The 26,532-nt window shown below is 65.3% G+C and carries 24 protein-coding genes; 12 read left to right on the forward strand and 12 right to left on the reverse strand.

Features of this window, described 5'->3' with window-relative positions; genetic code table 11:
- The first annotated feature begins 3 nt into the window (after nucleotides 1-3).
- Together DFR52_RS01900 and DFR52_RS01905 are read left to right on the forward strand one after the other, a co-directional pair.
- On the forward strand, nucleotides 4-1,086 hold the full coding sequence (locus tag DFR52_RS01900) for an amino acid ABC transporter permease (protein ID WP_158284830.1): 1,083 nt from the start codon (nucleotides 4-6) through the stop codon (nucleotides 1,084-1,086).
- Nucleotides 1,087-1,396: 310 nt separating this feature from the next.
- Nucleotides 1,397-2,359 (forward strand): transporter substrate-binding domain-containing protein, encoded by a 963-nt coding sequence (locus tag DFR52_RS01905; RefSeq protein WP_158284831.1) that lies wholly within the window; start codon nucleotides 1,397-1,399, stop codon nucleotides 2,357-2,359.
- Between the two features lie 310 nt (nucleotides 2,360-2,669).
- Here DFR52_RS01905 and DFR52_RS01910 read toward each other — a convergent pair whose 3' ends face one another.
- From DFR52_RS01910 to DFR52_RS01930, 5 genes are read right to left on the reverse strand one after another with little or no spacing between them, the layout of a single operon-like run.
- A complete protein-coding gene (locus tag DFR52_RS01910; RefSeq protein WP_110030224.1) occupies nucleotides 2,670-3,887 on the reverse strand; it encodes a molybdopterin molybdotransferase MoeA in 1,218 nt (405 codons plus the stop codon).
- A complete protein-coding gene (gene moaC / locus DFR52_RS01915) occupies nucleotides 3,887-4,387 on the reverse strand; it encodes a cyclic pyranopterin monophosphate synthase MoaC (protein WP_110030225.1) in 501 nt (166 codons plus the stop codon). The genes DFR52_RS01910 and moaC overlap by 1 nt, the downstream gene beginning before the upstream one ends.
- A 2-nt stretch (nucleotides 4,388-4,389) precedes the next feature.
- On the reverse strand, nucleotides 4,390-5,205 hold the full coding sequence (gene trpC, locus DFR52_RS01920; protein ID WP_110030226.1) for an indole-3-glycerol phosphate synthase TrpC: 816 nt from the start codon (nucleotides 5,203-5,205) through the stop codon (nucleotides 4,390-4,392).
- A gap of 2 nt (nucleotides 5,206-5,207) precedes the next feature.
- Nucleotides 5,208-6,242, reverse strand: a complete 1,035-nt coding sequence (gene trpD, locus DFR52_RS01925; protein WP_110030227.1) for an anthranilate phosphoribosyltransferase — start codon at nucleotides 6,240-6,242, stop codon at nucleotides 5,208-5,210.
- A gap of 21 nt (nucleotides 6,243-6,263) precedes the next feature.
- Complete coding sequence (locus tag DFR52_RS01930; RefSeq protein WP_110030228.1) at nucleotides 6,264-8,153, reverse strand: peptidylprolyl isomerase; 1,890 nt, start codon at nucleotides 8,151-8,153, stop codon at nucleotides 6,264-6,266.
- Between the two features lie 253 nt (nucleotides 8,154-8,406).
- Here DFR52_RS01930 and tpiA point away from each other — a divergent pair, with 253 nt between their 5' ends.
- The 3 genes from tpiA to DFR52_RS01945 all read left to right on the forward strand — a co-directional run bounded on the left by tpiA (nucleotide 8,407) and on the right by DFR52_RS01945 (nucleotide 11,775).
- The gene (tpiA, locus tag DFR52_RS01935; RefSeq protein WP_110030229.1) at nucleotides 8,407-9,171 is read left to right on the forward strand and encodes a triose-phosphate isomerase; all 765 of its coding nucleotides are present in this window, start codon (nucleotides 8,407-8,409) and stop codon (nucleotides 9,169-9,171) included.
- 118 nt (nucleotides 9,172-9,289) lie between these two features.
- The gene (gene secG, locus DFR52_RS01940; RefSeq protein WP_110030230.1) at nucleotides 9,290-9,760 is read left to right on the forward strand and encodes a preprotein translocase subunit SecG; all 471 of its coding nucleotides are present in this window, start codon (nucleotides 9,290-9,292) and stop codon (nucleotides 9,758-9,760) included.
- Between the two features lie 386 nt (nucleotides 9,761-10,146).
- Complete coding sequence (locus tag DFR52_RS01945; protein ID WP_110030231.1) at nucleotides 10,147-11,775, forward strand: CTP synthase; 1,629 nt, start codon at nucleotides 10,147-10,149, stop codon at nucleotides 11,773-11,775.
- Between the two features lie 123 nt (nucleotides 11,776-11,898).
- On the opposite strand, the gene DFR52_RS01950 is transcribed toward DFR52_RS01945, so the two are convergent.
- Together DFR52_RS01950 and DFR52_RS24395 are read right to left on the reverse strand one after the other, a co-directional pair.
- Nucleotides 11,899-13,923: a hypothetical protein gene (locus tag DFR52_RS01950; RefSeq protein ID WP_110030232.1), complete on the reverse strand. Its 2,025-nt coding sequence runs from the start codon at nucleotides 13,921-13,923 to the stop codon at nucleotides 11,899-11,901.
- A 20-nt stretch (nucleotides 13,924-13,943) separates the two neighbouring features.
- Entirely contained in the window at nucleotides 13,944-14,108 is a 165-nt protein-coding gene (locus DFR52_RS24395; protein ID WP_158284832.1) for a hypothetical protein, read from the reverse strand.
- Between the two features lie 401 nt (nucleotides 14,109-14,509).
- On the opposite strand from DFR52_RS24395, the gene DFR52_RS24400 reads away from it, so the two are divergent.
- The 6 genes from DFR52_RS24400 to DFR52_RS01975 all read left to right on the forward strand — a co-directional run bounded on the left by DFR52_RS24400 (nucleotide 14,510) and on the right by DFR52_RS01975 (nucleotide 19,441).
- Nucleotides 14,510-14,674 (forward strand): hypothetical protein, encoded by a 165-nt coding sequence (locus DFR52_RS24400; RefSeq protein WP_158284833.1) that lies wholly within the window; start codon nucleotides 14,510-14,512, stop codon nucleotides 14,672-14,674.
- A gap of 301 nt (nucleotides 14,675-14,975) precedes the next feature.
- Entirely contained in the window at nucleotides 14,976-15,413 is a 438-nt protein-coding gene (locus DFR52_RS01960; RefSeq protein ID WP_110030234.1) for a hypothetical protein, read from the forward strand.
- 140 nt (nucleotides 15,414-15,553) lie between these two features.
- A complete protein-coding gene (locus tag DFR52_RS24560) occupies nucleotides 15,554-15,697 on the forward strand; it encodes a hypothetical protein (RefSeq protein WP_170132206.1) in 144 nt (47 codons plus the stop codon).
- Nucleotides 15,698-15,824: 127 nt separating this feature from the next.
- Nucleotides 15,825-16,901, forward strand: coding sequence for a sensor histidine kinase (locus DFR52_RS01965; protein WP_110030235.1), 1,077 nt, complete (start codon nucleotides 15,825-15,827; stop codon nucleotides 16,899-16,901).
- A gap of 449 nt (nucleotides 16,902-17,350) precedes the next feature.
- Nucleotides 17,351-17,788 (forward strand): hypothetical protein, encoded by a 438-nt coding sequence (locus DFR52_RS01970; protein WP_110030236.1) that lies wholly within the window; start codon nucleotides 17,351-17,353, stop codon nucleotides 17,786-17,788.
- 240 nt (nucleotides 17,789-18,028) lie between these two features.
- Entirely contained in the window at nucleotides 18,029-19,441 is a 1,413-nt protein-coding gene (locus tag DFR52_RS01975; RefSeq protein ID WP_110031075.1) for a mechanosensitive ion channel family protein, read from the forward strand.
- Between the two features lie 46 nt (nucleotides 19,442-19,487).
- On the opposite strand, the gene DFR52_RS01980 is transcribed toward DFR52_RS01975, so the two are convergent.
- The 5 genes from DFR52_RS01980 to DFR52_RS02000 form a co-directional block, all read right to left on the reverse strand.
- Nucleotides 19,488-20,294 (reverse strand): endonuclease/exonuclease/phosphatase family protein, encoded by an 807-nt coding sequence (locus DFR52_RS01980; RefSeq protein ID WP_110031076.1) that lies wholly within the window; start codon nucleotides 20,292-20,294, stop codon nucleotides 19,488-19,490.
- Between the two features lie 129 nt (nucleotides 20,295-20,423).
- Nucleotides 20,424-21,854, reverse strand: coding sequence for a Si-specific NAD(P)(+) transhydrogenase (gene sthA, locus DFR52_RS01985; RefSeq protein WP_110030237.1), 1,431 nt, complete (start codon nucleotides 21,852-21,854; stop codon nucleotides 20,424-20,426).
- 587 nt (nucleotides 21,855-22,441) lie between these two features.
- Nucleotides 22,442-23,950 carry a tripartite tricarboxylate transporter permease gene (locus DFR52_RS01990; protein ID WP_110030238.1) on the reverse strand — a complete coding sequence of 503 codons (1,509 nt, stop codon included), beginning with the start codon at nucleotides 23,948-23,950 and terminating at the stop codon, nucleotides 22,442-22,444.
- Nucleotides 23,941-24,360 (reverse strand): tripartite tricarboxylate transporter TctB family protein, encoded by a 420-nt coding sequence (locus tag DFR52_RS01995; protein ID WP_158284834.1) that lies wholly within the window; start codon nucleotides 24,358-24,360, stop codon nucleotides 23,941-23,943. Before DFR52_RS01995 ends, DFR52_RS01990 begins: the two co-directional genes overlap by 10 nt.
- Nucleotides 24,361-24,497: 137 nt before the next feature.
- Entirely contained in the window at nucleotides 24,498-25,457 is a 960-nt protein-coding gene (locus DFR52_RS02000; protein ID WP_110030240.1) for a tripartite tricarboxylate transporter substrate binding protein, read from the reverse strand.
- A 113-nt stretch (nucleotides 25,458-25,570) separates the two neighbouring features.
- On the opposite strand from DFR52_RS02000, the gene hutC reads away from it, so the two are divergent.
- Nucleotides 25,571-26,392 carry a histidine utilization transcriptional repressor HutC gene (gene hutC / locus DFR52_RS02005; RefSeq protein ID WP_110030241.1) on the forward strand — a complete coding sequence of 274 codons (822 nt, stop codon included), beginning with the start codon at nucleotides 25,571-25,573 and terminating at the stop codon, nucleotides 26,390-26,392.
- Nucleotides 26,393-26,532 lie beyond the last annotated feature (140 nt).

Consider the following 26,532-nt stretch of genomic DNA (forward strand, 5'->3'; position numbering starts at 1 on the left):
CTGATGGAAGAGGTGTCGATGGCGCCGCCATCGCTGGGCAGATGGCAGACGGTGCGCGCGCAGTTCTTCCAGAACCGGACGGCAACGTTCTGGACCGTGCTGTTCGGCGTGTCGGCGGCTTACAGCCTGTTCCTGCTTCTTGACTGGTCGATATTCTCCGCGAAATGGGGCCCGGGAACGCCCGCTGCCTGTGCGGACTACAGTGGCGCGTGCTGGGCATTCATCTGGGAGAAGTGGTCCGTGATCCTCTTGGGCTCGTTTCCGAGGGATCAGATGTGGCGTCCATTCGCCGGTGTCGGGCTGGTGCTGGCTGTTCTTTTTCTCCTGGCGAGGCTGCGGTGGCCCGCTCGGCTGAGCACCTGTCTCCTGATCTTTGCCTTTGCCGCGCTGTTTTCCCTTCTGGACGGGCGGCCGCTGGGCCTGGAGCAGGTCAATATGGTGCGCTGGCACGGCATCGCCGTCGTCACCTTCCTGGGCGTCTTCAGTCTCGTCGCAGCCTTTCCCCTGGGCATCCTGCTGGCTCTGGCGCGCGTGGATGGTCCGCCGGTTCTTTCCTGGTGCGCCGCCGGCTATATCGAGGTCATCAGATCGATTCCGCTGGTCATGTTGCTGTTCTTCGGCATCTTCGTTCTGCCGCTGCTCCTTCCGGCGAGCATGAGCTATGAGCCGCTGTTGGCGACGCTGCTGGCGCTGATCCTGTTTCATGCGGCCTATTTCGCGGAGGGTGTGCGGGGCGGGTTGCAGGCGGTTCCAGACGGCCAGAGAGAGGCCGGGGAGTCCCTGGGCCTCGGATATGTCACGGTGATCCGCAAGATCGTCCTGCCGCAGGCGCTGTCCGTTTCCATCCCCGCGATGACGAACACGATCATCGGCGGGCTCAAGGACACGTCGCTCGTGGCCATTGTAGGCATCTTCGATCTGCTGGCGACGACGCGCATGGCCTACAGCGATCCGGAGTGGCAACGCTTCGCATATGAAGGCCTGTTCGTCCTCGGCGTTCTGTATCTGGTCGTCTGCACCGCGATTTCCCATCACAGCCGCGTCATGGAGCAGCATGTCGCGGGATGGCTGACCATCGGCAAGTAGCCGCTGAGCACTGCGCGCTTGGGTGGACGACCGGCGCCAGTGCAGTTTTTCGAGACCGGCTCCCGCATCGTCGGATGCGTGAGCCTCGCCTGAACAAATGGATCAGCACTTTGCTGCCGCCTCGCTTGACAGGCTTCTAAAAGTATACATGTATACATAATAATTCCGGTCGCTTCCTTTCACCCATCCGATGACCGGACCACTCTTTTCAGGGGACTTTTCAATGGCAAAATTCCAATCAAATGTTTTGGCGGCCGGGCTGTGTGTTCTGGGGTCCGCGCTCTGTGCACCGGCACATGCCGGCACGGTGATGGACGAGATCCGTGAACGCGGACAGGTCGTCTGTCTGGTCAACAGCAATTCGCCCGGCTTCTCCGTGCCCGACAGCAATGGCGTCTATCAGGGGTTCAATCCGCAGTTCTGCCGCATGGCGGCCGCTGCCATATTCGGCGACGCCGGCAAGGCCGACATCCGCGGCATCGGCTTCTCCGACAGCATGAAGACCATCGTGTCTGGCGAAGCCGACATGGCCTCGCGCAGCATCACGGCAACAGGAACCCGGGACGCCGATCCCGGAATGGCGTTCGTCGTCACCACCTTCTTTGACGGCCAGGGCTTCATGGTCCCGAAATCGCTTGGCATAACGGCCGCCAGCGGGCTTGGCGGCGCGACGGTCTGTGCCGAGGAAGGATCGACGACGCTCTCGAATGTCGCCGACTGGTTCTCCGATCGCGGCATGGACTACAAGATCGAGAACATCGCCGACAAGACGGCGAGGCTGCAGGCCTTTTTCGGCGGCAAGTGCGATGTCCTGTCCAGTGACCTGACGGCGCTGGCGTCGGACCGCCTGCTGGCGGAGAAGCCGGATGACTTCATGCTTCTGCCGGATATCATCTCCAACGAGCCGCTGGCCATCGTGACCCGTCCCGATCACCAGCTCGAAGGCGCCATTTTCTGGGCCTTCCAGGTCATGCTCTGGGCCGAGGAACTCAATATCACATCCTCGAACGTCGATGCGATTGTTGCCGATCTCGGCAATCAGCCGAAGGCTGTTCAACGGCTTCTGGGCCGCGACGCCGCCATGGGCGAGATGGCCGCCAAGCTCGGTCTGAATGAGAACTGGGCCGTGGAAGTCATCCGCCAGGTCGGAAACTACGACGAGGTCTTCCAGAACACCATTGGAACCGCAAGTCCGATGGCCATCGACCGCGCCGTCACGCCGAACCGTCTGTCCTCCAAGGGCGGGCTTCACTACCCCTATCCGATCCGGTAGTTGCGGCAGTCAGGGCGGGCGCTGCCCGACCACTGGTTTGGAGGAGAAGGGGCACACTGTGCCCCTTCTTTGCTGCATCCAGTCCCCCAGATTCTGTGGAGGACCGGATGAACCGGACATTTCGGCGAAGGACACCTCCACGTGGCATTGCCGTGCCATCATGATCGGCGGCGCGTCGTGGATGACACCGGTTGCGAATTTGCGTGCCGGCAGGTCCTTCGATGCCCGACCGCGAGGCCGGGCAACATCGCGAAAGCCCGAACTCGACCAAAGACAGCGGACGGTTCCGACGGATACCCGTCCGGATCGGTCAGGGGCGCAAGACGAGCACGGAACAGGTCTCCCCGATCCGGGCTGCCGGCGCATGCGGCGGCCGGATCAGCAGGCAGTCGGCATCGGCGAACAGCCGCATCAGCGAGGAGTCCTGCTGGTCGAACGGCGTCGCGGTCAGACGGCCGCTCTCGGGATCGGTATCGAGGCGGGCGCGGAGGTAGTCCTGGCGCTGGTCGTTTGCCGACAACTCCCTGCCAACAAACGCACTTTTGAGCCGGGCAGGGGCGGGGAGGCCGGCAAGTCTCGCCACCAGCGGCTCGAGAAACAAGAGACCGCAGACCATCGACGAGGCGGGATTGCCGGGGAGCCCGAGCACCCGCATCGGGCCGAGACTGCCCGACATCAGCGGCTTGCCCGGGCGCATGGCGATGCGCCAGAAGTCGAGGTTCATGCCATGGCCGACGAGCGCCTTCTGCACAAGGTCGTGATCGCCCACCGAGGCGCCGCCGATGGTGACAAGAATGTCGGCGCCTTGCGAAATCGCCGAATCGATTGCCGAGTCGAGAGCGTCCATGCGGTCGGCGGCGATGCCGAGATCGATGATCTCGGCGCCGGCCCGCCGCGCCATGGCGGCCACGCCGAAGGTGTTGGAGGCGATGATCTGGCCCGCGGCAAGGCTCTGGCCGGGCAGCCGCAGCTCGTCGCCGGTGGCCAGAATCGCCACGCGCGGCCGTGCCAGCACGCTCAGCATCGGGTGGTTCATGCCGGCTGCGAGCGTGATCGCGGTGGGATCGAGAACCCGGCCGGCAGGCAGGCCTGCGTCGCCGAAGCTGAAATCCATCCCGTCCGGCCGCACATAGGCGGCCGCTTCGACCGGCGCGGTGATGCGGATCCGGCCCGGCCGAACGATTTCGGCATTCTCCTGGATGAGGATCGAGTCCGCGCCCTCGGGCATCGGCGCGCCGGTGAAGATCCTGACGGCCTCGCCTGGCCCCACCCGGCCGTCAAAGCCGTGCCCGGCGGCCGATTCGCCGGTCACGTCGAGCTCGGCGCCCGCACGGGCGGCATCCTCGGCGCGCAGTGCATAGCCGTCCATGGCCGAGGCGGCGAATGGCGGCTGCGTGCGCAGCGCCAGCAGGTCCCGCGCCAGCACCCGCCCGAGCGCGTCCGCCAGCGTCACCGGTTCGGTGCGGGTCAATGGTTCGGCGTCGCCGACAATGCGCTCGAAGGCCTGCTCGACCGGCATCAGCGCCATCAGAGCGGCCCGCCCGCTGCGCTCCAGTCGCCGGACTTGCCGCCCGACTTGGCCAGCACGCGGATTCCGGAGATCTCCATGCCGCGGTCCACCGCCTTGGCCATGTCGTAGATGGTGAGGCACGCGACCGAGACAGCGGTGAGCGCCTCCATCTCGACGCCGGTCTTGCCGGTGAGCTTGGCCATGGCGGTCACGCGCAGGCCGGGCAGGGCCTCGTCGACCGCGATGTCGACCGACACCTTCGTCAGCGCCAGCGGGTGGCAGAGCGGGATCAGCGACGCGGTCTGCTTGGCGGCCATGATGCCGGCGATCCGCGCGGTGCCGATGACGTCGCCCTTCTTCATGTCGCCGGCGCGGATCAGCTCGAGCGTTTCGGGCCGCATCCGCACAAAACCTTCGGCCTCGGCGATGCGCGTCGTGTCGGCCTTGTCGCCGACATCGACCATGGAGGCCGAGCCGTCGGCCGCCAGATGGGTCAGCTGCGGTTCCGTCTCGCCCATCTCTAGCCCGCGGCCATGATCGCGGCTTCGCCGGTCAGCAGCGCCCGCGTGGCGGCCTCCACGTCGGCCTGCCGCATCAGGCTCTCGCCGACCAGGAAGGTGGCCATGCCGGATCGTGACAGCCGCACGCAGTCGGCATGGTCGGATATGCCGCTTTCGCCCACCAGGAGAGTTCCTTCCGGCGCCATCGGCGCCAGCCGCTCGGAGACGGTCAGCGACACCTCGAAGCTGCGCAGGTCGCGGTTGTTGACGCCGATCAGGCGGCTTTCGAGTCCGAGGGCCCGTTCCATCTCGCGCTCGTCATGCACCTCGACCAGCGCGTCCATGCCGAGTTCGATTGCCGTGTCCTCGATGGCGCGGGCCTCGTCATCGCTCAGGCAGGCCATGATGATCAGGATCGCGTCGGCGCCCCAGCTGCGCGCCTCGTGGACCTGGTAGGGCTCGAACAGGAAATCCTTGCGCAGGGCGGGCAGCGAGACGGTCTGGCGCGCGGCGACCAGAAATTCGGGCGCGCCCTGGAAGGAGGGAGTGTCGGTGAGCACCGACAGGCAGGCCGCGCCGCCGGCCTGATAGGCGCGGGCGAGCGACGCCGGGTCGAAGTCGGCCCGGATCAGCCCCTTGGAAGGGCTCGCCTTCTTGATTTCGGCGATCAGCGCGAACCCGCCGTCGCGGTGCCGGGCCTCGAGGCTGGCGCGAAAGCCGCGCGGCGCCTCGATGTCACGGCAGGCGGCCTTGAGCTCGGAGAGCGGCCGGGCGGCCTTGGCCGCGGCGATTTCCTGGCGCTTGTAGGCCTCGATGGTCTTGAGGATGTCGGCCATGCTCAGCCCTCCTTTTTCGCCGGCCCGTGGGCCTGGGAGACGGAAATCAGTTTTTCCAGCGTCGCCAGCGCGGCGCCGCTGTCGATCGAGCGCGCCGCCAGCCTGGCGCCGTCGGCCAGGTCTTCGGCCTTGCCGGCAATCACCAGTCCGCCGGCCGCGTTGAGCAGCGCGATGTCGCGATAGGGGTTTTGCGCGCCCTGCAGCACGTCGCGGAGCGCGGCTGCATTGTGAACGCCGTCGCCGCCCTTGAGCGCCGACAGTTCGACGCGGCGCAGGCCGATGTCTTCCGGGGTCAGGCGGAACTGGCGGATCCGGCCGTTCTCCAGCGCTGCCACCTGGGTCTCGCCGGTGGTGGTCATCTCGTCGAGGCCGTCGCCATGCACGACCCAAACCGATTCGGCGCCGAGGTCGCGCATGACTTCCGCCAGCGGCAGCACCCATTGCGGCGCGAAGACGCCCAGCAGCTGGCGGCGCACGCCGGCCGGGTTGGACAGCGGTCCGAGCAGATTGAAGATAGTGCGCGTGCCCAGCTCGACGCGGCTGGGACCGACATGGCGCATGGCCGAGTGATGCGCCGGGGCGAACATGAAGCCGACGCCTGCCTCGGCGATGCAGGCGGCGATCCCGGCTGGGTCGAGCTCCAGATTGACGCCGAGGGCCGAAAGCGAATCGGCCGCGCCGGATTTGGACGACAGCGCCCTGTTGCCGTGCTTGGCCACGGGCACGCCGGCGCCGGCGGCAATGAACGCCGCGCAGGTGGAGACATTGTAGGTTCCGGAGGCGTCGCCGCCGGTGCCGACGATGTCGATGGCGTCCGCCGGCGCCTCGACGGTCAGCATCCGGGCCCGCATCACGCTGACGGCGCCGTAGATCTCGTCGACCGTCTCGCCGCGCACCCTGAGCGCCATCAGGAAGCCGCCGATCTGAGACGGCGTGGCGTCGCCCGACATCATCACGCCGAAGGCCTGGCGCGCCTCCTCCCGGTTGAGCGGCTGCCCGCCCGCCACCGTGGCGATGAAGCTCTTCAGATCAGCCATTGTCGTGTCCCCATTGCCGGCTCAGAAAGCCAGCGAGTTGTCCATCAGCGTCTGGTTGACCGAGATCCGGTAGGTGGCGCGGAGTTCGGCCACCAGCTGGTCGAGCAGGTCGTCGCCGATGCGCTGCGAGATCTGCGTCCGCTGCTCCTCGGGAACGCTGTCGGCTGTCACGCTCTCTGCATTGTCGACCGCCTTGACCTTGAACAGGATGCGGTTGTCGCCCTGCGCGTCGGCGACAACGCCGGAATGGCCGTTGCCGCCTCCGAAGGCGGCTGCCACTGCCGACTCGCCCAACACCGCATCGGAATCGCCTCGCTTGAGGCGCTGCTTGCTCTCGACAGCGATGCCGAGCTCGGCGGCAACCGTCTCGAGCGTCTCGCCGTTGGCCACGCGCGTCTTGAGGTCGTCGGCCTTGGCGTCGAGCGCCCTGGCCGTCTCCTGGCGGAGCCAGTCGGCGGCGACCTGGTCGCGGACCTCGTCGAGCGTGCGGTCGCGCGCCTCGATGATGTCGACCACCTCGAACCAGAGAAAGCCCTCGGACCCCATGTTGATCGGCGGGGTCTCGACGCCGATATCGGACTCGAAGGCTTCGCTGAGCAGAGCCTGGGATTCCGGCAGGTCCTTGAGCACGGTGCCGTCCGGTGCCTGCGCCTTGCGGTCGACGGCATCGACGGTGACGGTCTTGAGCTTCTGGCTTGCGGCGGCTTCCTCCATGGTCATGCCGCCGGCGCGGGCGTCCTCGTAGCCGTCATGGACATTGAGCAGTTGCTCGTTGGCGGCAATCAGCGCCAGCTCCTTGCGCAATTCGGCCTCGACGTCCTCGAAGCCCTGCACGGATTCAGGCTTGACGGCCGACACCCGGATGATCACCGGGCCGAAGGCGCCGTCGATGACGGGGCTGACGCCGCCCGCCTCGTTGATGGCGAAGGCGGCATCGCCGATTGCCTTGTCCGGAGCGGTGGCCTGGGTGAATTCGCCAATGCGGATATCGGCGGCGGACTTGCCCTGTTCGGCGGCCAGCTCGTCAAAGCTGGTGCCGGAGGCGAGCCTGGATGCAGCGGCATCGGCGGCGGCCCTGTCGGCAAAGACCAGCTGGTCGACCGTGCGCGCACCGTCGATCCGGTATTTTGCCAGATGCGCATCGTAGTCGGCGCGCACGGCCTCATCGGTGATCGAGGAGGGGTCGGCGATGTCTTCCGACTGCAGCTTCACATAGGTGATCTTGCGGTATTCCGGTGCGGCGTAGCTGGCCTTGTTGGCCTCGAAATAACTCTGCAGCGCGGCATCGTCGGCCGGAGCGATCGGTCCGAGCACGTCCGGGGTGATGAGCAGGAAATCGACGTCTCGCGTTTCCGACTGGTGTTGCGCCAGCGCCGCCAGCAGCGTGTCGGGGGCCTTCAGGCCGTCGGACGCCGCCTCGATGATCTGCGTGCGGACCGCCACCTGGCTGCGGCTCTTGAGGTAGTCTTCCTCGCTCATGCCGACCGAGCGCAGCACGCGCTGGAAGTTTCCGCGGTCGAAGCGTCCATTGAAATCGTGAAACGACGGGTCGGTGGCGACCAGGGAAGCGAGCCGGTCCTTGGAAAGGCCGAGATTCATCTCACGCGACTGCTCGTCGAGCACGGCACCCGCCACCAGCTGCGATGTTACCTGGTTCTGGATCCCGAAGGCGCGGGCCTGCTCGGTGGTCAGCTGCGTGCCCAGCTGCCGACCGACGGCGGCCATCTGGCGGTCATAGGCAAGGCGATACTCGTTCGGCGTCACCTCCGTATCGCCAGCGGTGATCACCGATGTGCCGATGCCGCTGAACAGGCTGCCGGAAATGCCCCAGACGCCGAAGGAGGCGACGAGCAGCACGAGCAGGAATTTGGCAACCCAGCCTTGGGCGGCCCTTCGGAGTAGGTCAAGCATGGAAGCTCCCGGCTTCTTTGGCATGGGCGTACGGACAAACCGCTCCGCACGCGTTGAGTTCATGTCCCTTTAGACGAAACCGCCGGCGAAATGAAGGCCAATGCGACAATTGCGTGGCAATTGCGCGCCGGGCCGGGTGTCAGCTTGGATGTCGCGCTCAAACCACCATCGCCGCCACCCGCAGGCCACTACGTTGGCAATCCGCGCGGCGTCTGCTAGACGGTCGTCACGATTGATGAAACGGGGTTTTGACATGACACCGAATGTGCGCCCGCTGGTGGCCGGCAACTGGAAGATGAACGGTCAGCGCAGCGAGCTCGACCAGATCCGCGCCATCGCCCAGGGCGTTGATTCAGGCCTGGGAGAGAGCATCGACGCACTGATCTGCCCGCCGCTCACCCTGCTCTACGTCGCCACCGCGCTCACCGAGGATTCCGCGCTCGACATCGGCGCGCAGGATTGCCACGACCAGGTCGCAGGCGCCTTCACCGGCGACGTCTCGGCCGCCATGATCGCCGATTGCCTGGCCACCCATGTCATCGTCGGTCACTCGGAGCGCCGCACCCTGCATGGCGAGAGCGACGCGATGGTCCGCGCCAAGGCGGAGGCAGCCCTTGCCGCGCACCTCGTCGCCATCGTCTGCATCGGCGAGACCGGGGCGGAGCGCGAGTCGGGGGACACCCTCGCGGTGCTCGGCCGCCAGCTCGAAGCCTCGCTTCCGGACGCGGCGACGGCCGCCGGCACGGTCATCGCCTACGAGCCGGTCTGGGCCATCGGCACCGGCCTGACGCCGACGCCCGCCGACATCGCCGAGGCGCACCAGTTCATCCGCGACACGGTGGTCCGGCGCTTCGGCGGCGAGGGCGCCGCAATGCGATTGCTCTATGGCGGCTCGGTCAAGCCCGACAACGCCGCCGCCCTGATGGCGATCGCCAATGTCGATGGCGCGCTTGTCGGCGGCGCCAGCTTGAAAGCTCACGATTTCCTCGCCATCTGTAGGGCGTGCAACGCGGAGTGACACGCCACGACTGTTTGCCGCGGCATGAGTCGCGTCTTGGACTTGGAAAGCAGGCGCGCCTCGTGTAAAGAGCCGCCAACTGAAGTTGATTGCGCCCCTTTGGGGCAGGAAAGAACTCATGCAAACCGTATTGATCGTTATTCATCTCATGATCGTGCTGGCGCTTGTCGGCGTGGTGCTCATCCAGCGCTCGGAAGGCGGCGGTCTCGGCATCGGCGGCGGATCGGGCCTGATGTCGGCGCGCGGTGCCGCCAATGCGCTCACCCGCGCCACCGCCATCCTGGCGACCTTGTTCTTCGTCACCTCGCTGACGCTCGGCATCATGGCGCGCTACGGCGAGCGGGCGACGGACATCCTCGATCGCATCCCGACCACGACCGATGGATCCGGCACCGGCGTTCTCGACCAGCTCGGCGGCGCCGCCGCTCCGGCTGAGGGAACCTCTGCTCCGTCGTCGGTGCCCAGCGATGCGCCCGCCGCGCCGGCTGCCGGTTCCAGCGCCCCTGCGCAGGGCACCACTGCCCCGGCGGCGGATGCCGCTGCGCCCGCCGCGCCGGCTCCCGAGACCGGCGTGCCCACCGGTCAGTGATCGACAGGCGCCTTCAGGGCGCCCTCATGTCTCGTTCCGGGCCGCCCCGTTCTCTGGAACAGGGCGGCCCGAATGGTTTGTCGGCCCCATCCAACCCGGCGCTTCGCAGCACCTCGACGTCCTCTCGAATGTCCGGGCGTTGATCATCGGCCGCCGCAGTGGCGGCGGCGGAGTGTGATTGCGCTGCGCGAAATCCGTTAGGGTGTGGAAAGTCCAACAAGGCGGTTGGTCGATCGGCTGCCGACGGGTAAGCAGCGGCGGTCGCGCGGACTTTTGCGCCCGCGACGGGGAATCCGGCCGCGGGCAGGGCCGCGGACGCAATTAATCCTGCATCACCATATTTGGGGGTGGCAGAATCGGAATTCAGGCAGTAACGGTTCAATCCCATGGCGCGATATGTATTCATAACTGGCGGCGTGGTCTCCTCGCTTGGTAAGGGCATAGCTTCGGCGGCCCTTGGTGCACTCCTGCAGGCCCGCGGTTACCGCGTGCGGCTGCGCAAGCTCGACCCCTATCTCAATGTCGATCCGGGCACGATGAGCCCGACCCAGCACGGCGAGGTGTTCGTCACCGACGATGGCGCCGAGACCGATCTCGACCTCGGCCACTACGAGCGCTTCACCGGCCGCTCGGCGGTCAAGGCCGACAACATCACCACCGGGCGCATCTACAAGAACATCATCGACAAGGAACGCCGCGGCGACTATCTCGGCGCCACCGTCCAGGTCATTCCGCATGTCACCAACGAGATCAAGAATTTCGTCATCGACGGCAACGAGGATTTCGACTTCGTCCTCTGCGAGATCGGCGGCACCGTCGGCGACATCGAGGCCATGCCCTTCGTCGAGGCTATCCGCCAGCTCGGCAACGACCTGCCGCGCAACACCGCCGTCTACGTGCACCTGACGCTGATGCCGTTCATTGCGGCTGCGGGCGAGCTCAAGACCAAGCCGACGCAGCATTCGGTCAAGGAACTGCAGGCCATGGGCATCGCGCCCGACATCCTGCTGGTGCGCGCCGACCGCCCGATCCCGGTCGAGGAGCGCCGCAAGCTGTCGCTGTTCTGCAATGTGCGGGCCTCCGCGGTCATCCAGGCGCTGGACGTCGCCTCGATCTACGACGTGCCGATGGCCTACCACAAGGAAGGCCTCGACACCGAGGTGCTGGCGGCCTTCGGCATCGATCCCGCGCCGCATCCGCGCATGCAGGCATGGGAAGAGGTCTCCGAGCGCATCCACAATCCCGAGGGCGAGGTCACCATCGCCATCGTCGGAAAATACACCGGCCTCAAGGACGCCTACAAGTCGCTGATCGAGGCGCTGTATCACGGCGGCCTCGCCAACCGGGTCCGGGTCAAGCTCGAATGGATCGAATCGGAGGTCTTCGAGCAGGAGGATCCGTCGCCCTGGCTGGAGAAGGTGCACGGCATCCTGGTCCCGGGCGGCTTCGGCGAGCGCGGCGCGGAGGGCAAGATTCTTGCCGCACGCTTTGCCCGCGAGCGCAAGGTGCCTTATTTCGGCATCTGTTTCGGCATGCAGATGGCCGTCATCGAGGCGGCGCGCAACCTCGCCGGCATCGACAAGGCCTCGTCCTCGGAATTCGGCCCCACCAGCGAACCGGTGGTCGGCGTGATGACCGAATGGCTGCGCGGCAACGAGCTGGAAAAACGCACCGCCAGCGGCGATCTCGGCGGCACCATGCGGCTCGGCGCCTATCCGGCCCGACTCAAGCACGGCAGCCTGATCGAGAAGGTCTACGGCTCGGCCGACATTTCCGAGCGCCACCGCCACCGCTACGAGGTCAACATCGACTATCGCGAGCGGCTGGAAGCCTGCGGTCTGGACTTCGCCGGCATGAGCCCCGACGGCGTGCTGCCCGAGACGGTGGAATATCCCGACCATCCCTGGTTCATCGGCGTGCAGTATCACCCCGAACTCAAGTCGCGCCCGCTCGACCCGCACCCGCTGTTTGCGAGCTTCATCGAGGCGGCTCTGGAACAGAGCCGGCTGGTCTGACGCGCGGAGCCATGACGGCAATCGTCGGCTGACAAGAGACACGAAAAGCAAACCCGACGCACCGTGCCTGACCGCGATTGCGTGCGACGGCTTCGGTCGCCCCGCGCCGTCACCTGACCGGCTTTACAGCACAGCCGGGGCACGCCTGAGTGCGCCTTCTCGCCATTTGTCCACATCGTTGAGCAGGATCAGCGCTGCCTCGCGCAGCAGCTCCTCGTCACGGCTCTGGTTGCGTTCCATCGCAATTCTCTCCGATACCCGGCTGAATTGCCCGGCGAGGCCTCGCGCCTTTGTCGAGCTCTCGTGAAGGTCGAACTTGGCTTCGATCGCCAGGCAGATGGCGGCAATGACCGGAATGACGGCGCTGGCGATCATCACGAGGCCGCCGACCCACGACGGGGGCTTGCCCCAGCCGGGTATCTGCGGGCCGAGCACATACCACGCCAGGAAGACGGCGAGACAGCCGACCAGAATCCGGAAGAGCCTGGTCTCCAGGCCATGAAGGCGGCGATGCAGCTTGCCCGCGCGCAGCGCGGTCAGGGTCTGGTAGTCGAACTGGTTGTTGACGATCCCTTCCGGATCGTGTTGCGCAAACCGGATCGCATTGCGCTTGCGATCGATATCGAGCAGCTTGCAGGGCGGGCCCGCCGCCCGCCGCACGGCCCGCGCCAGCCATTCGGTCCAGGTCTCCGGCGGGTCTGCCCTGGCGTCGGCGACGTCGAAGGCCAGCGGCCAGGTGGCGCGCAGAACCCGCAGACGTTCGGCCAGCCGCCGGACATCACTCCAGTAATGATGGCTGCCGTAGTCCACAAGGTTCTTGTGGAGGGTATAAGCAAACCAGATCAGCAGCAGTTCGAGGAGCACATACCAGAATTTTCCGGCCGGATGAATGCCCGGCATGGTCGCCAGCAGCACCGCCAGCGGCGCCACCATCAGGATGAAGATCTGGGTGCCCCTGTGCGCGTCCCCGATCACCGACGCCCTTTCGTCGGCGGTCCGGAATGCGGTTTCGATCACGGAATGGATGACGGGCCTGGACGCTCCGTGGTTTGCCGCGCCCGGCCCTGCGGCGGGTGGCTCGCCGCCGGGATGCTTGTAGAAGATCGACCAGAGTTGCTTGGAGATTGCCGCCATCAGCCGACCTCCCGGCAACGTCCGGTCTCCGTCCGACGCATATCGGTGCCGCAGGTCGGGTTCCTCTCCGTGCGCCGCCGCATGCAACATCCGCTTTGCGTCCGCGCTGTCGACTCCGGCCTCGTTTGCCCCGGATCGCGGGGGCTCATGATGGGCGGCGACGGGCTTGGGCGGCATGAAATCGGGCAGCAGTCGCCGCAGGAGGTCCGTGGTGTCGAGCGGCGGAGCATTGAGATCCAAAATCTCCGGCGTCCTCAGCGAATGCAGGAATTCACCGAAATGCACGTCCGACCAGAACTCGTCGGGAAAGATCTGGCGGATCGGCACGCCCGCTTCGTTCGGATTGATCCAGATGATCGGCATCCTTCTGGCAAGACACAGCGCCACCATGTCTGCGGTGCCGCCGGGACCGGCCGCTGCCTCCCCATCCCATGCCACGACGGCCACGTCCGCCCAGCGCGCCAGGAAGCGGGTTTGCTCCAGATGTCCGTGACGCGGCGGCTTCTCCTTCGCACTTTCGGCGCCATCGAGCACGGTGTAGCGGTCAAAGCCGCCGTCGAGATCCCCGGGCGAATTGAGATCTACCCTATAGGCCGTGTCGGAGGTGTCCGGGCCGTGGGTCCAGGCATATGTCTCGCCGTTGACGGGTTCACCACCCGGCGGATCCCGGAAGGGGAACACCGCATGCAGGTCGCCGAGGCCGAGCCCGCGCCAGCGGCGTGCGGCAATCCGGTCCGCGCCATCGGCGAAGCCGGTGAGCAGTGTCAGGCCGATCACTCCGTCGCAGCCGGGCAGGGCGTCCGCGTGCGCCTGCAGCACGGTTTCGCCCTGACTGCCCTCCACTGGCGTTGACCCGATGCTGGCGGCGACAGCCGCCAGCGCCCGATAGGTTTCGTCGAGCCTCTGCGCGAAAAGTTCCCTCTCAGCGCCCATCTCGCGCATGCCGGCAAAGGCGATCCGGAGATTCATGGCAGCAATCGGGCCAGGGATGTCAGCGTCCGTCACGGCGTTCATCGGCATCTCCGGGGTGCTGGTCAACCTGTGGCTTCCCGCCCAGCTCTCAGGTGCTGCTGGTAGGCGGCGTGGCTGGCATCGACGTTTTCGGCAATGAGGAAGTCGACTTCCTCGCGGATCTGCTCATAGAAGGGGCGGTTGAACTTGTCATAGCTGGCGCTTGAAGGCTTTGCGTCGATGCACATTCCGGAATTGACCGACTCCGTATAGAACCGCAGGGCAAAGAACGCCCATTCTCTGTCTTGAGAACAGTCCGCTCGATGTGAATTACTCTCTCTTCATCGGATCCATTTATGTTTCCAAACGGGCAAATCACAAACATTTCTACATCGGCGATCTCCGTCAATGCCGTATCTAATAAAATTAACCATATTGTTGTTGGAGACAAGCTGAAAATAAGTCTGCTTGCGCGACGGGCAGCCTGGGCGTCGAAAAGCCGGACGATCATGGTTAAGGCTTCATTAAGTCAATGCGGCGATCCTGCGGCAAAGCACGAGGGTCGCACATGGGCAAGATCTACAGATTTCCGGAACCGGTCGCCAAGTCGTCTGGGGCCGCGCGCGGCCATGCCGGGCCGGGAGATCTGGTGCCAATCCGCGGAGGCGGGCTCGAAACCACGCTTGAGATGGTCGGTTTCCTGCGCTCTCTGGCCAACCAGTCCTATCTTGATCGCTACAACCGGGTTCAGCCATCCGCCCGCGACGGTCGGGACGATGCGGCGGCGCAATCGATCCCGGAAGAGTGGAGATAACCCAGGAAGCACAGGATCGATGCCGCCACGGCGGCATTGAGATTGGGCGCCGTCTTCGCTGACGGGACGGTGCCGCCGTGCGTCGATCAGGCCGGATGGTTTCGGCATGGGAGGATGATCCGGCAACATCGGCGTTCACGCTCGCGATGAGCAGAACCCCATGCCGGCATTTCGATCTCCAGGTGGCTTCGCTGCCCGGAAATGGTGCATTGAATCCCGCCGGGAAAGACGGTATTTTGTTAACAGAGTATGAATTCGATGCAATCCATCGGCACTGGCGGACCCTCCGGGAGGCGGCGCAATGGCGAAGATCGTTCCCATCAGGACCTACCGGCAGGCTGCGCCGGCTCTTCCGTTCGTGGTCGAGCAGGATGATTTCTCGATAAAGGTCAGTCTGCCCGACGATCCGATCTTCTGGGTCCGGCTGGAAATGGCTGCGGCAGGCCCCGTGGTCTCGGATTTCAATCCGGGATCGCAGCAGGAGGAATCGTTGGCGCGTGCGCTGTCGAGGGCCCTTGACAAGGCAGCGGTCAAGCGCCTGTCCGGTCTGCCTTTTCTTGACATGGTGCGTGGCGGGCTTCAGCCCAACAACGGGCCGGCGCTGATCGAAGCGCGAAATCGTGTCCAGCGGGCGGCGGAGTTTCTTGCCGGCGAGCGCCGACAGACGATCGAAGGTGTTTCGATGCGCGAACGGCGGGGAAAGATGGACTTCATCGTCAGCTTCGGCGGCGGAAACTGACTGCGGAGCGTTGCTGAGCGAACGCAGGGCAGGAGCTTCCATATCGTCGGTCCGATCGCCGCATATTTCCGCCCGCCCGCCGAAAATCCGTGCTACAGCCGCCGCTGGACTGCACCCTTAACGCTCCCGGATCCGTATCGATGAACCGCAACACGCTTTATATCGTCATCGCCGTTCTGGCCGTCGGCGTCGCCGTCATAGGCTTCCAGCTCTACAAGGAACGGCAGACCACCGGTGTCGAGATCAATCTCGGCGAAAACGGCATCTCCATCCAGCAGAAATAGGCTCGCCGCGGCAGCGGGTCCAGGGTTCGCTGGTTTTCAGCGGCCTTGTTAAGGTGTTCAACAGGCTTGGGCTGCTACAGTGGCCGCGCCAGTTTTTGGCCGCTCCAAACCGGGTTCAATCAAAGCCATGCTAGAGTTCGAGAACCTGGGATACGCGCAGACCCTCGCGCAGGCGATCGTCAACACCCTCCACGAACCGCTTCTGGTTCTCGACAGCGATTTCCGCGTGCTGGCCGCGAGCGTCTCGTTCTACCGCAGTTTTCAGGTCGAGCCGACGCAGACGATTGGTCGGATGCTGTTCTCGCTGGGCGACGGGCAGTGGGACATTCCGGCGTTGCGCACGCTGCTGGAGACCATCATTCCCGAACGCGCGGCGATGGACGGATTCGAGGTCGAGCATGATTTCCCTGGTCTCGGCCGCCGCACCATGCTGCTCAATGCCCGCCAGGTGGTCTATGAGCATGGCCCGAACACCACGATCCTGCTTGCCTTCATGGATATCACCGACCGCCGGCGGATCGAGCGCGAGAAGGCGCTGCTCCTGGCCCAGACGGAGGAGTTGCTGCGCCAGAAGGATACGCTGCTCAAGGAAATGCAGCATCGAGTCGCCAACAGCCTGCAGATCATCGCCAGCATCCTGCTGCTCAAGGCCCGCGCCGTCTCGTCGGCGGAATCCCGCCAGCATCTTCAGGAGGCGCATCAGCGGGTCATCTCCGTGGCCGAGGTGCAACGCCACCTGCACGCCACCACCGCAATCGACCAGATCGATGTCGGCGCCTATCTGACGAAACTCTGCGCCAGCCTGGCGTCCTCCATGGTCGGAGAGAGCCAGCCGATCGGCATCGAGGTCAATGCGGATCCCGGCCAGATCGGCTCGGACACCGCCGTCAGCCTCGGCCTGATCGTCACCGAACTGGTCATCAACGCGATCAAATATGCCTTTCCAGCGCCTCGGTCCGACGGGCTCATCCGGCTCAGCTACAAGGTCGATGGCGATGGCTGGCGGCTGACGGTCTCCGACAACGGTATCGGCAAGGGCGGGGCGGCGCCGGCCCAGCCGGGCTCCGGGCTGGGCACCGCGATCGTCCAATCGCTGGTCAAGCAGCTCGGCGCCGCCATCGAGCAGGCGAACTCTGCCGGCAACGGGCTGAAGATCGTCATCACAAGGCCAGGCAGCGTGGCCCTGGGCCCCACCGCGGCCTGAAGCGGCCTTCGTGCGCTGCCTGCGCCGGGGCAGGCTCCAGAGGTCGCACTCGGTCCTGCCCCTGCAATCCGTCCGACTGCATGTGCCGTTGCCTTGAGCACGTCTCCTTTTCGCAGGTCCGGGGTCGTGCATCAGCTTGTCGGTTGTCGCGTTCCCGCGGCGACGACGATTCGCTTCGTCTGCGGTTCTCACAGGCGCCGCTCGCCGCCCCGGCACCCGAAGGGTAATTCCCGAGGGCTTTCCACCCGGGAACCGGATGCCGAAACGGCACAGCAGTCCGCAGCTTCGGTAACCGCTCATTGACCATGTCATTGCAGTTGACGGGAAAAGCCCGGCAAGACCGGCGGCGCTTCGCATGCGGCCGGGGTCGGGGGGTTGAGCCTGCGTCCTGTGCGTGTGAAGGTCGCCTGATGCAATCCAATACCCATGGGTTTAAGGGGGTTTTGACGTTGACAAAGGTCATCTATCTGAACGCGGATTTTCAGCTGCCGGAGGAGTATCGATATATCGTCGAGCGCGATGAATTCGCCATCACGATCCGGGTCGAGGACCACAACCTCTTCTTTGTTCGCCTCGAAGCCGAATCGCGCACGCCGCTGGTGACAGACTTTCACCCCGGCGGGATCGGTGATGCCGCCCTCAACACCGCGCTGTCGATGGGGCTGCGCGAGGCCCGCATCGGGGAACTCGGTTCGCTGGTGTTTCGCGACGTGATCTCCAACGGCAGCCGTCCCGCCAACCGCGCGGCATTGCTGGCCGCCCGCGCCAGGGCCCAGCGCGCGGCCAATCATGTGGCCCTGGAGCGCGGCCAGCTGGTTGACCGCCTGGCGTTCAGCGAATGCAATGGCAAGGTCGACATCATCGTCTCCTTTTCCGGCCGCTGCTGAGCAGTCCCGCCACCATTTCCGTGGTTTGGTCTCGGAGCCTGCCGCCGCGGAGGTCCCTGGCTGGCGGTGCCACGAGCATTGCGGGGCACAGAGCATTACGGGGCACAAAGCATTGGCGGCATGATCGTGGCCGGGTTAGCTTGACCGGCCGGAACACTCACGCGGCCGGAGGCGCTGCAGCCGTCGCAACGGCCGATGGTGCAGTTCCGGCCCAACCGCCACCAGTTCGGGGATCGAGTCATGCCGTTCATTGTTTCATCTTTCCGCACTTTGCTGCTGCTGGCGGTGCTCGGCCTGGCCGGACCGTGGCCGGCGGTGGCGCAGGAAGCGGTGGCGCCCGCCGGGCCGGTCATCGAGATCGGCGAGGCGGTGACGGCCGACACGGAGATCCGCAGCCGCATCGAGGCGATCTTCTCGCAGATCGAGGGTCTGGGCGGCATCCGCGTCGATGTCAGCTCCGGCGTGGTCACGCTCGGCGGCCAGGTGGAGGAGGCGGCACTGGCGAGAAAGGCGGAGGATCTGGTCAGCCGGGTTGCCGGCGTCGTCGCCATCGAGAACGCGCTGACCGAGCAGACGGCCGTTTCCGAGCGGCTGAGACCGGTGATCGGCCGTTTCGAGCGGCGCCTGCAGCAGAGCCTCGACTACCTGCCGCTGGTTCTCTTTGCCGGCTTTGCCTGGCTGCTGATCGGCTTTGCCGGCTGGATTCTGGCCTCGCGCAGGCAGCCCTGGACCTGGCTCACGCCCAATGCCTTCATCGCCGACCTGCTGCGCCAGAGCGTATGGCTCGCCTTCGTCGTGCTGGGCGCGGTGGTGGCGCTCGACATACTTGGCGCCACTGCGGTGCTGGGCACCATCATCGGCGCAGTCGGCATCATCGGCCTTGCCATCGGCTTTGCCGTCAAGGACACGGTCGAGAACTACATCGCCTCGATTCTGCTCTCGGTGCGCCAGCCGTTCCAGCCACGCGACATCATCGCGCTGGAAGGCGTCCAGGGCTATGTCATCCGGCTGACATCGCGGGCGACGATCCTGATGGATGCCGACGGCAACCATATCCGCATTCCCAATGCCACGGTGTTCAAGGCCAACATCACCAACTACACCCGCAACCCCGAGCGCCGCTTCACCTTTCAGCTCGGCATCGATGCCGACAGCATGCTGCACCAGGCGCTGGAGGTCTGTCATCGGGCGCTCGCAGGCCTCGGCTTCGTGCTTCCCCAGCCCGAGCCCGCGGCCTGGATCGAGGAAGTGGGTGATTCCAACGTGCTCATCGGTGTCGCGGGCTGGATCAACCAGACCGAGACCGATTTCGTCAAGGCGCGCTCGGAGGCCATCCGGACGGTCAAGACGGCGCTGGAAGAGGCCGGGTTTGCGTTGCCCGAGCCGATCTACAGGTTGCGGCTCGACGCCGGGGCGGCGCTGCCGGACATCAAGCCGGAGGCCGGCCGTGCACCGGCGCCGCGAGCGGGCGCGCGGCCGGCGACGGGCTCTGCCGGTACCGCCCGGTCTGCCGCCGGGACGGCGGCGGTCACCGACACCGCGGTCGACACCGCGGTGCTGCGCAAGATCGACAATGAGCGCCGGCAGGCGCCCGAGGCCGACCTGCTCTCCGAGAGCGGGGCCGACGAGCTGGGCGCAAGGCCGGAGGCCTGAGCCGGAGCCATTCTGCGCTGGCGCCATTGGCCACCCCCCGCCGGTCTCAGCCGAGGTCCAGCAGCAATGGCCGGTGGTCGGAGACTTCCGGCTCGGCCACCACCTCGAATCGCTTCACCCCCACATTGCTGCTGACCAGCATGTAGTCGGCGAAGCGGCCCGGCTTGGTGTAGTGGGAGGTGCGCGTGTCGTCGAAGCCGCCGCCGGTGACGAGGTCGGCGAGCCCGAGGTGCTCTTGCAGATGCGCAAAGGTCCGGCTGTCAGGCAGGAGGTTGAGGTCGCCGCAGACGATGAGCCGGTCGCCGGGGCGCCGGACGCGGCCGATTAGTTCGATCAGTCTGTCGCACTGGACGGCGCGCGCCGCCGTGTCATGCTTGCCCGCGGGGTCGCGCAGTCCGTGCAGATGGGTGAGCGTGACCGGAGATCCGCCCGCATGGTCGCAAAGCCGCATGCAATGGGCATTGCGGGGGCGGGGATGGTCGCCGAAGCCGTCGGGCGAATAGCCGCCGTGGACGAAGTCGAGCGCCTGTGCAGTCACCGCCAGCTCCTTGCGGATGAAGCTCGCCAGCCCGAAGTGCTGCCAGCGGGGCGTGTCGCCGTCCATAAGAAGACCGCGCGCCGCCGGCGCGAAGATGCCGTCATGGCCGGGCAGGGCGGCGGCGATCTCCTCGAACAGATGTGCCCGCTGCTGCAGCTCGACCGCGCCGTCGCGATAGGTGAGCCACTGACCGCGGGCGGAGGGCGCGCGCGAGATCTCCTGCAGGCAGATGACGTCGGCGTCGACGGTCGGCAGCCAGTCGAGCAGCGGCCCGTGCAGCATGCCGCCCCAGGCGTTGAGGGAAAGGATACGCATGCGCCTGATGTAGCGGGACCGGAACGGATCGGTCAATCGGGGGGCTAGGCTCTCTCCTCCGCAATGGGTGAGACCGGCCTTGGCGCAAGCGGAGCCGCAGATGGTTCCCGCAGCACGCAGCTGCGCCCCTTACTCCGCCGCGGCTTCCGCTGCCGCCGGCTCGCGCACCAGTTCGCCCATCCGGTTCCAGGCGTCGAGGCCGGCGATCTTGTAGGCCTCGGCGAGCGTCGGATAATTGAAGGTGTTCTCCACGAAATACTCGACCGTGCCCTTCAGGTTGATCACGGCCTGGCCGATGTGGACGAGCTCGGTTGCGCCTTCGCCGACGATGTGGACGCCGAGGAGCCGGCGGGTCTTGAGCGAGAAGATCAGCTTCAAGAGCCCCGAATCGAGCCCCATGATGTGGCCGCGCGAGGTCTCGCGGAAATGCGCGATGCCGCATTCATAGGGGATCTTGCGCTCGAGGACCTCCTCCTCGGTGAGCCCGCAGGTCGAGATCTCCGGCACCGCATAGATGCCATAGGGGAAAAATTTCTGCGGCTCGTTGCCGGGCACGCCCACCGCATGGCGGGCGGCGATGCGGCCCTGTTCCATCGAGGTCGAGGCGAGCGAGGGAAAGCCGACCACGTCGCCGGCGGCATAGATGTGAGCCACCTCGGTCTGGAAGGTTTCCGGATTGACCTTGATGCGGCCGCGGCTGTCGGCGGCAAGCCCGCAGGCAGGCAGGTCGAGCGTGTCGGTGGCGCCGGTGCGCCCGGCGCAGTAGAGCACCATCTCCGCCGACAGGCTGCGGCCATTGGCCAGCGTGACCCGGCACTTGCCGCCGGGATCGCGCTCGACCCGCTCCACCGTCTGCCCGAACACCAGTTTCATGTTGCGGTCGCGCAACTGGTAGGAGAAGTCGTCGACGATCTCCTTGTCGATGAAATCGAGCATTGTCTCGCGCGGCTCGACCACGGTCACCGCGGTGTCGAGGGCGGAGAAGATGGTGGCGTATTCGATGCCGATGACGCCGGCGCCGATGACAATCATCGAACGCGGCAGGTGCAGGATCTCGAGGATCTCGTCGCTGTCGATGATCGATACGCCGTCGAAGGGAATCGAATCGGGGCGGAACGGCCTGGTGCCGACGGCGAGCAGGATTGCGGTGGCGCCGACGCGGATGATTTCGCCGTCCTCGCGTTCGACCTCCAGCGTGTGGGCGTCCACGAACCGCGCCGCGCCGCGCATCTGCGTCACGCGGTTGCGGGCGAACTGGTGTTCGAGCACATCGACCTCGTGGTCGAGCGTGATCAGCAGCCGCCGGCGCAGGTCGTCGGCGCTGATCTCCTGCTTGACCCGATAGGAGCGGCCGTAGAAGCCGCGCTCGCGCCAGCCCGACAGATTGAGTGCCGTCTCGCGCAGCGTCTTGGAGGGAATCGTGCCGGTGTGCACCGAGACCCCGCCGACGCGGCTGCCCTTTTCCACCACCAGAACCTTCTTGTTGAGCTTGGCTGCCTGGATGGCGGCGCGACGGCCGGCAGGCCCGCTGCCGATCACCACAAGATCGTACTGGTTCATGGATCTGCCCCGATGATTGATGCCGAATCACGCTGCACTGCAAAAGACTGTCTAGAAAGCCGTCCCGCAAGGCAATCCGCCGCGCCGGAAAACCCGGCCGGCCCGTGCCGCCACGGCCCACTCCCCATGACAGAATATCGTCACGGATGCTGCAGGCCATCTCGGTCGGACATGCCGAGCTGCGGGTCTCGATGTCGGCGCCGCCAATGGCGGCCATCGCAGCGCTGCCGATCCCGGCCATGTCGAGGCGGCGGGGCTTCCACGCATGCGGGATCTCGATCCCGCGAGCAGTCATAGGTTCCGCGGCGTTCTAACGGCGGCGCGGAGCGTCGTGGCGATCTGCAGCTTCAAGCCGGAGTTCATCTTCGGTTCGAAATGACTTCATCCGGATACGCGTTAGAGCCGCAGCGCACCTGCCGTCGCCGCAGATGCGCGCGTTCTGTGGACGCCGGTCGCGGACCGTCTCATGGCAGCATCGACACCACTCCAGGACTTGTCTGATGGCCTTGGAGGGCGAACTGGAGCTCGTGGACCCCGCCGCGGTGCATCACCAATGGACGTTGCCAGGGCAATTTCCCAGAACGAATTCAGCTCGTCTTTCGAAGCGATCGAAGAACTTGCCAGCCCAAGATAATGGCGAGGATCGCCAGCAGGCTGCCGCTGATCGGGCGCGTCGCGAAGACTGAAATATCTCCTCCATTGGCAAGCAGGCCATTGCGAAAATTGGTTTCGATGATCGGTCCAAGCACCAATCCGATGACGATCGGCGGCATCGGAAAGCGGAAGGCGAGCAGCAGGAAGCCGAGGATGCCCATCACCACCGCGAGAATGACGTCGAACGAGCTGCTGTTGACCGCATAAACCCCGGTGATGCAGAGGATCGCCACGATCGGCGTCAGGATCGGATACGGGATCGCCAGGATTTTGGGCAGGACGCGGCGCGCTGAAAGCCCGATGACGGTGATCAGGATCGCCGACAACAGCAGCACGCCCAGGATGACAACGAAGAGATCGGTGTTCTGGATGATGAAGAACGGCCCCGGATCGATACCCTGGATCAGCAGCGCTCCCACCAGCACGGCCGTCACCGTGTCGCCGGGTATGCCGAGTGTGAGAAGCGGCACCAGCGCTCCGCCGGTGACCGCATTGTTGGACACCTCGGTGGCGATCAGGTGGCGGGTGTCCTGTTCGTGTTCGGCGGCCGCGTCATCACCGCCCGCGGCGGCCCGCCGGCCCTTGCCGACCATGCCATAGGCGATCCAGGATGCGATGGTCGGTCCGGTGCCCGGCAGGATGCCGATGAAGGTGCCGACGGCGGCGCTCTGGATGACCACCCACCAGTTGCGCAGGAAAACCGGGACGAGACCGGCGACCGGAAAGCTCACCTGGGCAACGAGCGGCCTGTTGCTGGTATTGGTGTGGATCTGCGACAGGATCTCGGCGATGGCAAAAAAGGCGATGAGAGCCGGGATCAGCGGGATGCCCGCCTGCATGGCCGGAAAGCCGAAGGCAAAGCGCGTGGTGCCGTCGACCTGGTCGATGCCGACCGTGCTCAGCAGAATGCCGAAGGACGCGGCGATCATGCCCTTGATCATCGATCCGCCGGAGACCGCGGCGACGCACATCAGGCCGAACAGGCCGAGCGTGAAATATTCCACGGAAGTGAATTTCAGCGCGAAGGTCGAAAGCGCAGGGGCGAAGAACAGCAGGACGACCAGGGAGAGCAATCCGCCAAGCGATGACCCGACGGTGGACAATCCGATCGCGTAATCGGCCATTCCGCGCTGGGCCAGCCGATAGCCGGGCAGCGCCGTCGCCGCATTGCCGGGCGAGCCGGGCGTGTTGATAAGGATCGCGGGGATGGACCCTGCATAATAGCCGGAGGCATAGATCCCCAGCAGCAGTGCCATGGCGGAATTGAAATCGACGCCGAAGGTGAGCGGTGTTGCAATCGCAACGCCGGTGGTGGCGGTCAGGCCGGGCGAGGCGCCGAAGACGAAGCCGGCGATGACTCCGGCAAGGCACCAAAGCAGAATATGCGGTTCGAACAGTGTGGCGGCAGCAGCGCCCAGCGTGTCAAGCGAGATCAGATCCATGTCGGCACCAGAACGATGAAACCATAGCGGAAGATCATGAAGATGACGGCGGCACAGGCAATCGGCATGATGGCCAGCATCAGGGGCCTGCGTTCACCCAGAAGCGCCATGCTGACCAGCATGAAAAGCCAGACCCCGAAGCGAAAATCCACGTATCGGAAGGTCAGCGCGTAGACAAAGAGGAGTGCCACAAATGCCATGGCCTGGGGGCGCAACACCGGCGCCAGCGTCTCGCCGAGCAGGCGCGGCGACGGCCGCAGGATAAGAATGAGCGCGCCGAGCGCGATCACCACACCCACTGCAAACGGCAGGCTGCGTGTGGTCACCGTGGTGCTGCTGGATGGCAGGATACGAAGCTCGGAAGCGAACCACAACGTGGCCATTGCAAAGAGCAACAGCACGCCGCCCATGAACCGATCAGCGCGCATGGCTGATTCTCCTGAAGGCTGGGCGCCGAACGGCACCAATGGTCTGACTGGCCGAATTGCCGCCGAAACGTCGGCCGCGAAAGGCGCCGGGGTCTGCTCCGGCGCCCGAGTGCTGCGCGCTACTTGGCGAGGCCGAGATCGTTCAGGATGCGCTTGTTCTGTTCCGTCGAGGCGGCGATCACCTTGCCGAAACCGTCGGCATCGAGGAAGGCATCCGTGTAGCTGTATTTCGCATAAAGGGATTTCAGTTCGTCGGAGACTGCAATTTCCTTCAGCGCCGCGTCGAGGCTGGCCAGGACATCGTCCGGCGTGCCCTTTCTGGCGACCAGGCCGAACCAGACACTGGCGTTAAAATCAAAGCCCTGGTCCTTGAAGGTGGGAGCGTCGGGCAGATAGGAAACCTGCTGGTCCGCCGCCACGCCGATCACGCGGATCTGACCGGCCTTGGCAAGGCTTGCGTAGACCGGAGCGCCGACGAAGGAAAAGTCGACTTCTCCCGACAGGGCCTTGGTGACGGCGCCCTTGCCGCCGTTGCCGCTGATATGGGTGAGCTTGGCGCCCTGGCTGGCGGCAAAATCGGACATGCTGACATGCTGGCTCGAGCCGGGACCGGGCGTGGCGAAGGTGGCTCCGCCATCCTTTGCCTTGGCAATGATGTCCTCGATGGATTTCAGCGGGCTGCCGGCAGCCACCGCAACCGCAATCGGCGTTTCCACGAGTTGGGCAAGCGCGACGAAATCATCCGTTTCGTAGCCCGCATCCGCCATGATCGGGCGGGCCGTCAGTGCGCCGGTCGACGCGACGAGAAGCGTATAGCCGTCCGCGGGAGCCCGTGCGGCCTCGGCCGTCCCCACGCTGCCGCCGGCACCGGCGGTATTGCGCACCACAAATGGGACGCCGAATTTCTTCTGCAAGAGCTGGGCGATCACACGCGCGGTTCCGTCGATCGCGTCTCCAGCACCGAAGGGCACTATGATCTGCACCGGCTTTTCCGGATATTGTGCGTGGGCGGTGGCGGGAGCGAGCGCCAGCGCTACAATCGCTGCCAGTGCGAACCGTGTCTTCGTGAGCCAAACCATGGTATGTTCCTTGTTCTCTGGAGTCCAAATGCCGAACGGGAGGCTGTTGCGGCGTTGCGACCGGGAGCTTCCGACTTTCCGAACGGACCTCGTCGTCGGTAACGACCACGGAGATGCGCCGGGCAGGGGCTTTGCTTGTTTTTATCGTTGGCGGCCGTATAGTGCAGTATATACAACTGAGGGAACGGGTCAAATCAGCTGTGATGTTCAAAGCTCCGGTACCGCGCTATGCAGCGCTGAAGACATATGTTTGCGAGCAGATCGAGAAGGGAAAGTGGCAACCCAACGATAAGATCCCCTCGGAAACCTCGCTGGCCGAAACCTTCGGAATCTCGCGCATGACGGCCAATCGTGCCATCCGCGAACTGACGGACGAGGGCCGGCTGATCCGCATTGCCGGCGTCGGCACCTTTGTGTTGCCGCCAAAGGTGCGCGGCACCATTCTCGAGATCCGCAGCATATCGGAGGAGATAATCGCACGCGGGCATATCCACAGCAGCCGCCTGCTGACCATCGAAAAAATGGAGGCCTCCGCCTTCGTGGCCCGTTCGCTTGAACTTGAAGAGGGCGCCGAGATTTTTCACGCCGTCTTCGTGCATTTCGAAAACGACGAACCGGTGCAGTTGGAAAACCGCTTTGTCAATCCGGCCGCCGCCCCGGATTTCCTCAGCCTGGATTTCACCAATCGGACACCCAGCGACTATCTGTTGGGCCGCTTGCCGGTCACCGAAATCGAGCAGACGATCGAGGCGCGGCTTCCCAGCAAGCAGGAGGCGGCGCATCTGGCCATCGATCTTGCCGAACCGTGCCTGGTGCTGGAGCGGACGTCGCGGACGGGACAGATGGTCGTGACCCATGTTCGCCTGGTCCATCCCGGCAAGCGGATGACGCTCGGTGGCCGCAATTCCTTCGACAACACGCCGTCGATCGGCTGAGCCTGCCTGCATTCGACCGCAAGGTTTCTCGGTCGGGAGGCGTGGCCGGGATGGCTTGCGCGGCGAGGGTCCGAACCATAGATAAGGCTGCCGCCTAAATTTCAGCCGATGCAGTTTTCTGCCTTGCACGTAAGCATTTT

This window comes from Hoeflea marina, assembly GCF_003182275.1.
GTDB classification, from domain to species: Bacteria; Pseudomonadota; Alphaproteobacteria; order Rhizobiales; family Rhizobiaceae; genus Hoeflea; species Hoeflea marina.

Bases quoted from the DNA above. Each gene is read 5' to 3' on its own strand.
- DFR52_RS01900 (WP_158284830.1), top strand. From the start codon at position 4: ATGGAAGAGGTGTCGATGGCGCCGCCATCGCTGGGCAGATGGCAGACG.
- DFR52_RS01905 (WP_158284831.1), top strand. From the start codon at position 1,397: ATGGACGAGATCCGTGAACGCGGACAGGTCGTCTGTCTGGTCAACAGC.
- DFR52_RS01910 (WP_110030224.1), bottom strand. From the start codon at position 3,887: ATGGCGCTGATGCCGGTCGAGCAGGCCTTCGAGCGCATTGTCGGCGAC.
- moaC (WP_110030225.1), bottom strand. From the start codon at position 4,387: ATGGGCGAGACGGAACCGCAGCTGACCCATCTGGCGGCCGACGGCTCG.
- trpC (WP_110030226.1), bottom strand. From the start codon at position 5,205: ATGGCCGACATCCTCAAGACCATCGAGGCCTACAAGCGCCAGGAAATC.
- trpD (WP_110030227.1), bottom strand. From the start codon at position 6,242: ATGGCTGATCTGAAGAGCTTCATCGCCACGGTGGCGGGCGGGCAGCCG.
- DFR52_RS01930 (WP_110030228.1), bottom strand. From the start codon at position 8,153: ATGCTTGACCTACTCCGAAGGGCCGCCCAAGGCTGGGTTGCCAAATTC.
- tpiA (WP_110030229.1), top strand. From the start codon at position 8,407: ATGACACCGAATGTGCGCCCGCTGGTGGCCGGCAACTGGAAGATGAAC.
- secG (WP_110030230.1), top strand. From the start codon at position 9,290: ATGCAAACCGTATTGATCGTTATTCATCTCATGATCGTGCTGGCGCTT.
- DFR52_RS01945 (WP_110030231.1), top strand. From the start codon at position 10,147: ATGGCGCGATATGTATTCATAACTGGCGGCGTGGTCTCCTCGCTTGGT.
- DFR52_RS01950 (WP_110030232.1), bottom strand. From the start codon at position 13,923: ATGAACGCCGTGACGGACGCTGACATCCCTGGCCCGATTGCTGCCATG.
- DFR52_RS24395 (WP_158284832.1), bottom strand. From the start codon at position 14,108: ATGTGCATCGACGCAAAGCCTTCAAGCGCCAGCTATGACAAGTTCAAC.
- DFR52_RS01960 (WP_110030234.1), top strand. From the start codon at position 14,976: ATGGCGAAGATCGTTCCCATCAGGACCTACCGGCAGGCTGCGCCGGCT.
- DFR52_RS24560 (WP_170132206.1), top strand. From the start codon at position 15,554: ATGAACCGCAACACGCTTTATATCGTCATCGCCGTTCTGGCCGTCGGC.
- DFR52_RS01965 (WP_110030235.1), top strand. From the start codon at position 15,825: ATGCTAGAGTTCGAGAACCTGGGATACGCGCAGACCCTCGCGCAGGCG.
- DFR52_RS01975 (WP_110031075.1), top strand. From the start codon at position 18,029: ATGCCGTTCATTGTTTCATCTTTCCGCACTTTGCTGCTGCTGGCGGTG.
- DFR52_RS01980 (WP_110031076.1), bottom strand. From the start codon at position 20,294: ATGCGTATCCTTTCCCTCAACGCCTGGGGCGGCATGCTGCACGGGCCG.
- sthA (WP_110030237.1), bottom strand. From the start codon at position 21,854: ATGAACCAGTACGATCTTGTGGTGATCGGCAGCGGGCCTGCCGGCCGT.
- DFR52_RS01990 (WP_110030238.1), bottom strand. From the start codon at position 23,950: ATGGATCTGATCTCGCTTGACACGCTGGGCGCTGCTGCCGCCACACTG.
- DFR52_RS01995 (WP_158284834.1), bottom strand. From the start codon at position 24,360: ATGGGCGGCGTGCTGTTGCTCTTTGCAATGGCCACGTTGTGGTTCGCT.
- DFR52_RS02000 (WP_110030240.1), bottom strand. From the start codon at position 25,457: ATGGTTTGGCTCACGAAGACACGGTTCGCACTGGCAGCGATTGTAGCG.
- hutC (WP_110030241.1), top strand. From the start codon at position 25,571: ATGCGCCGGGCAGGGGCTTTGCTTGTTTTTATCGTTGGCGGCCGTATA.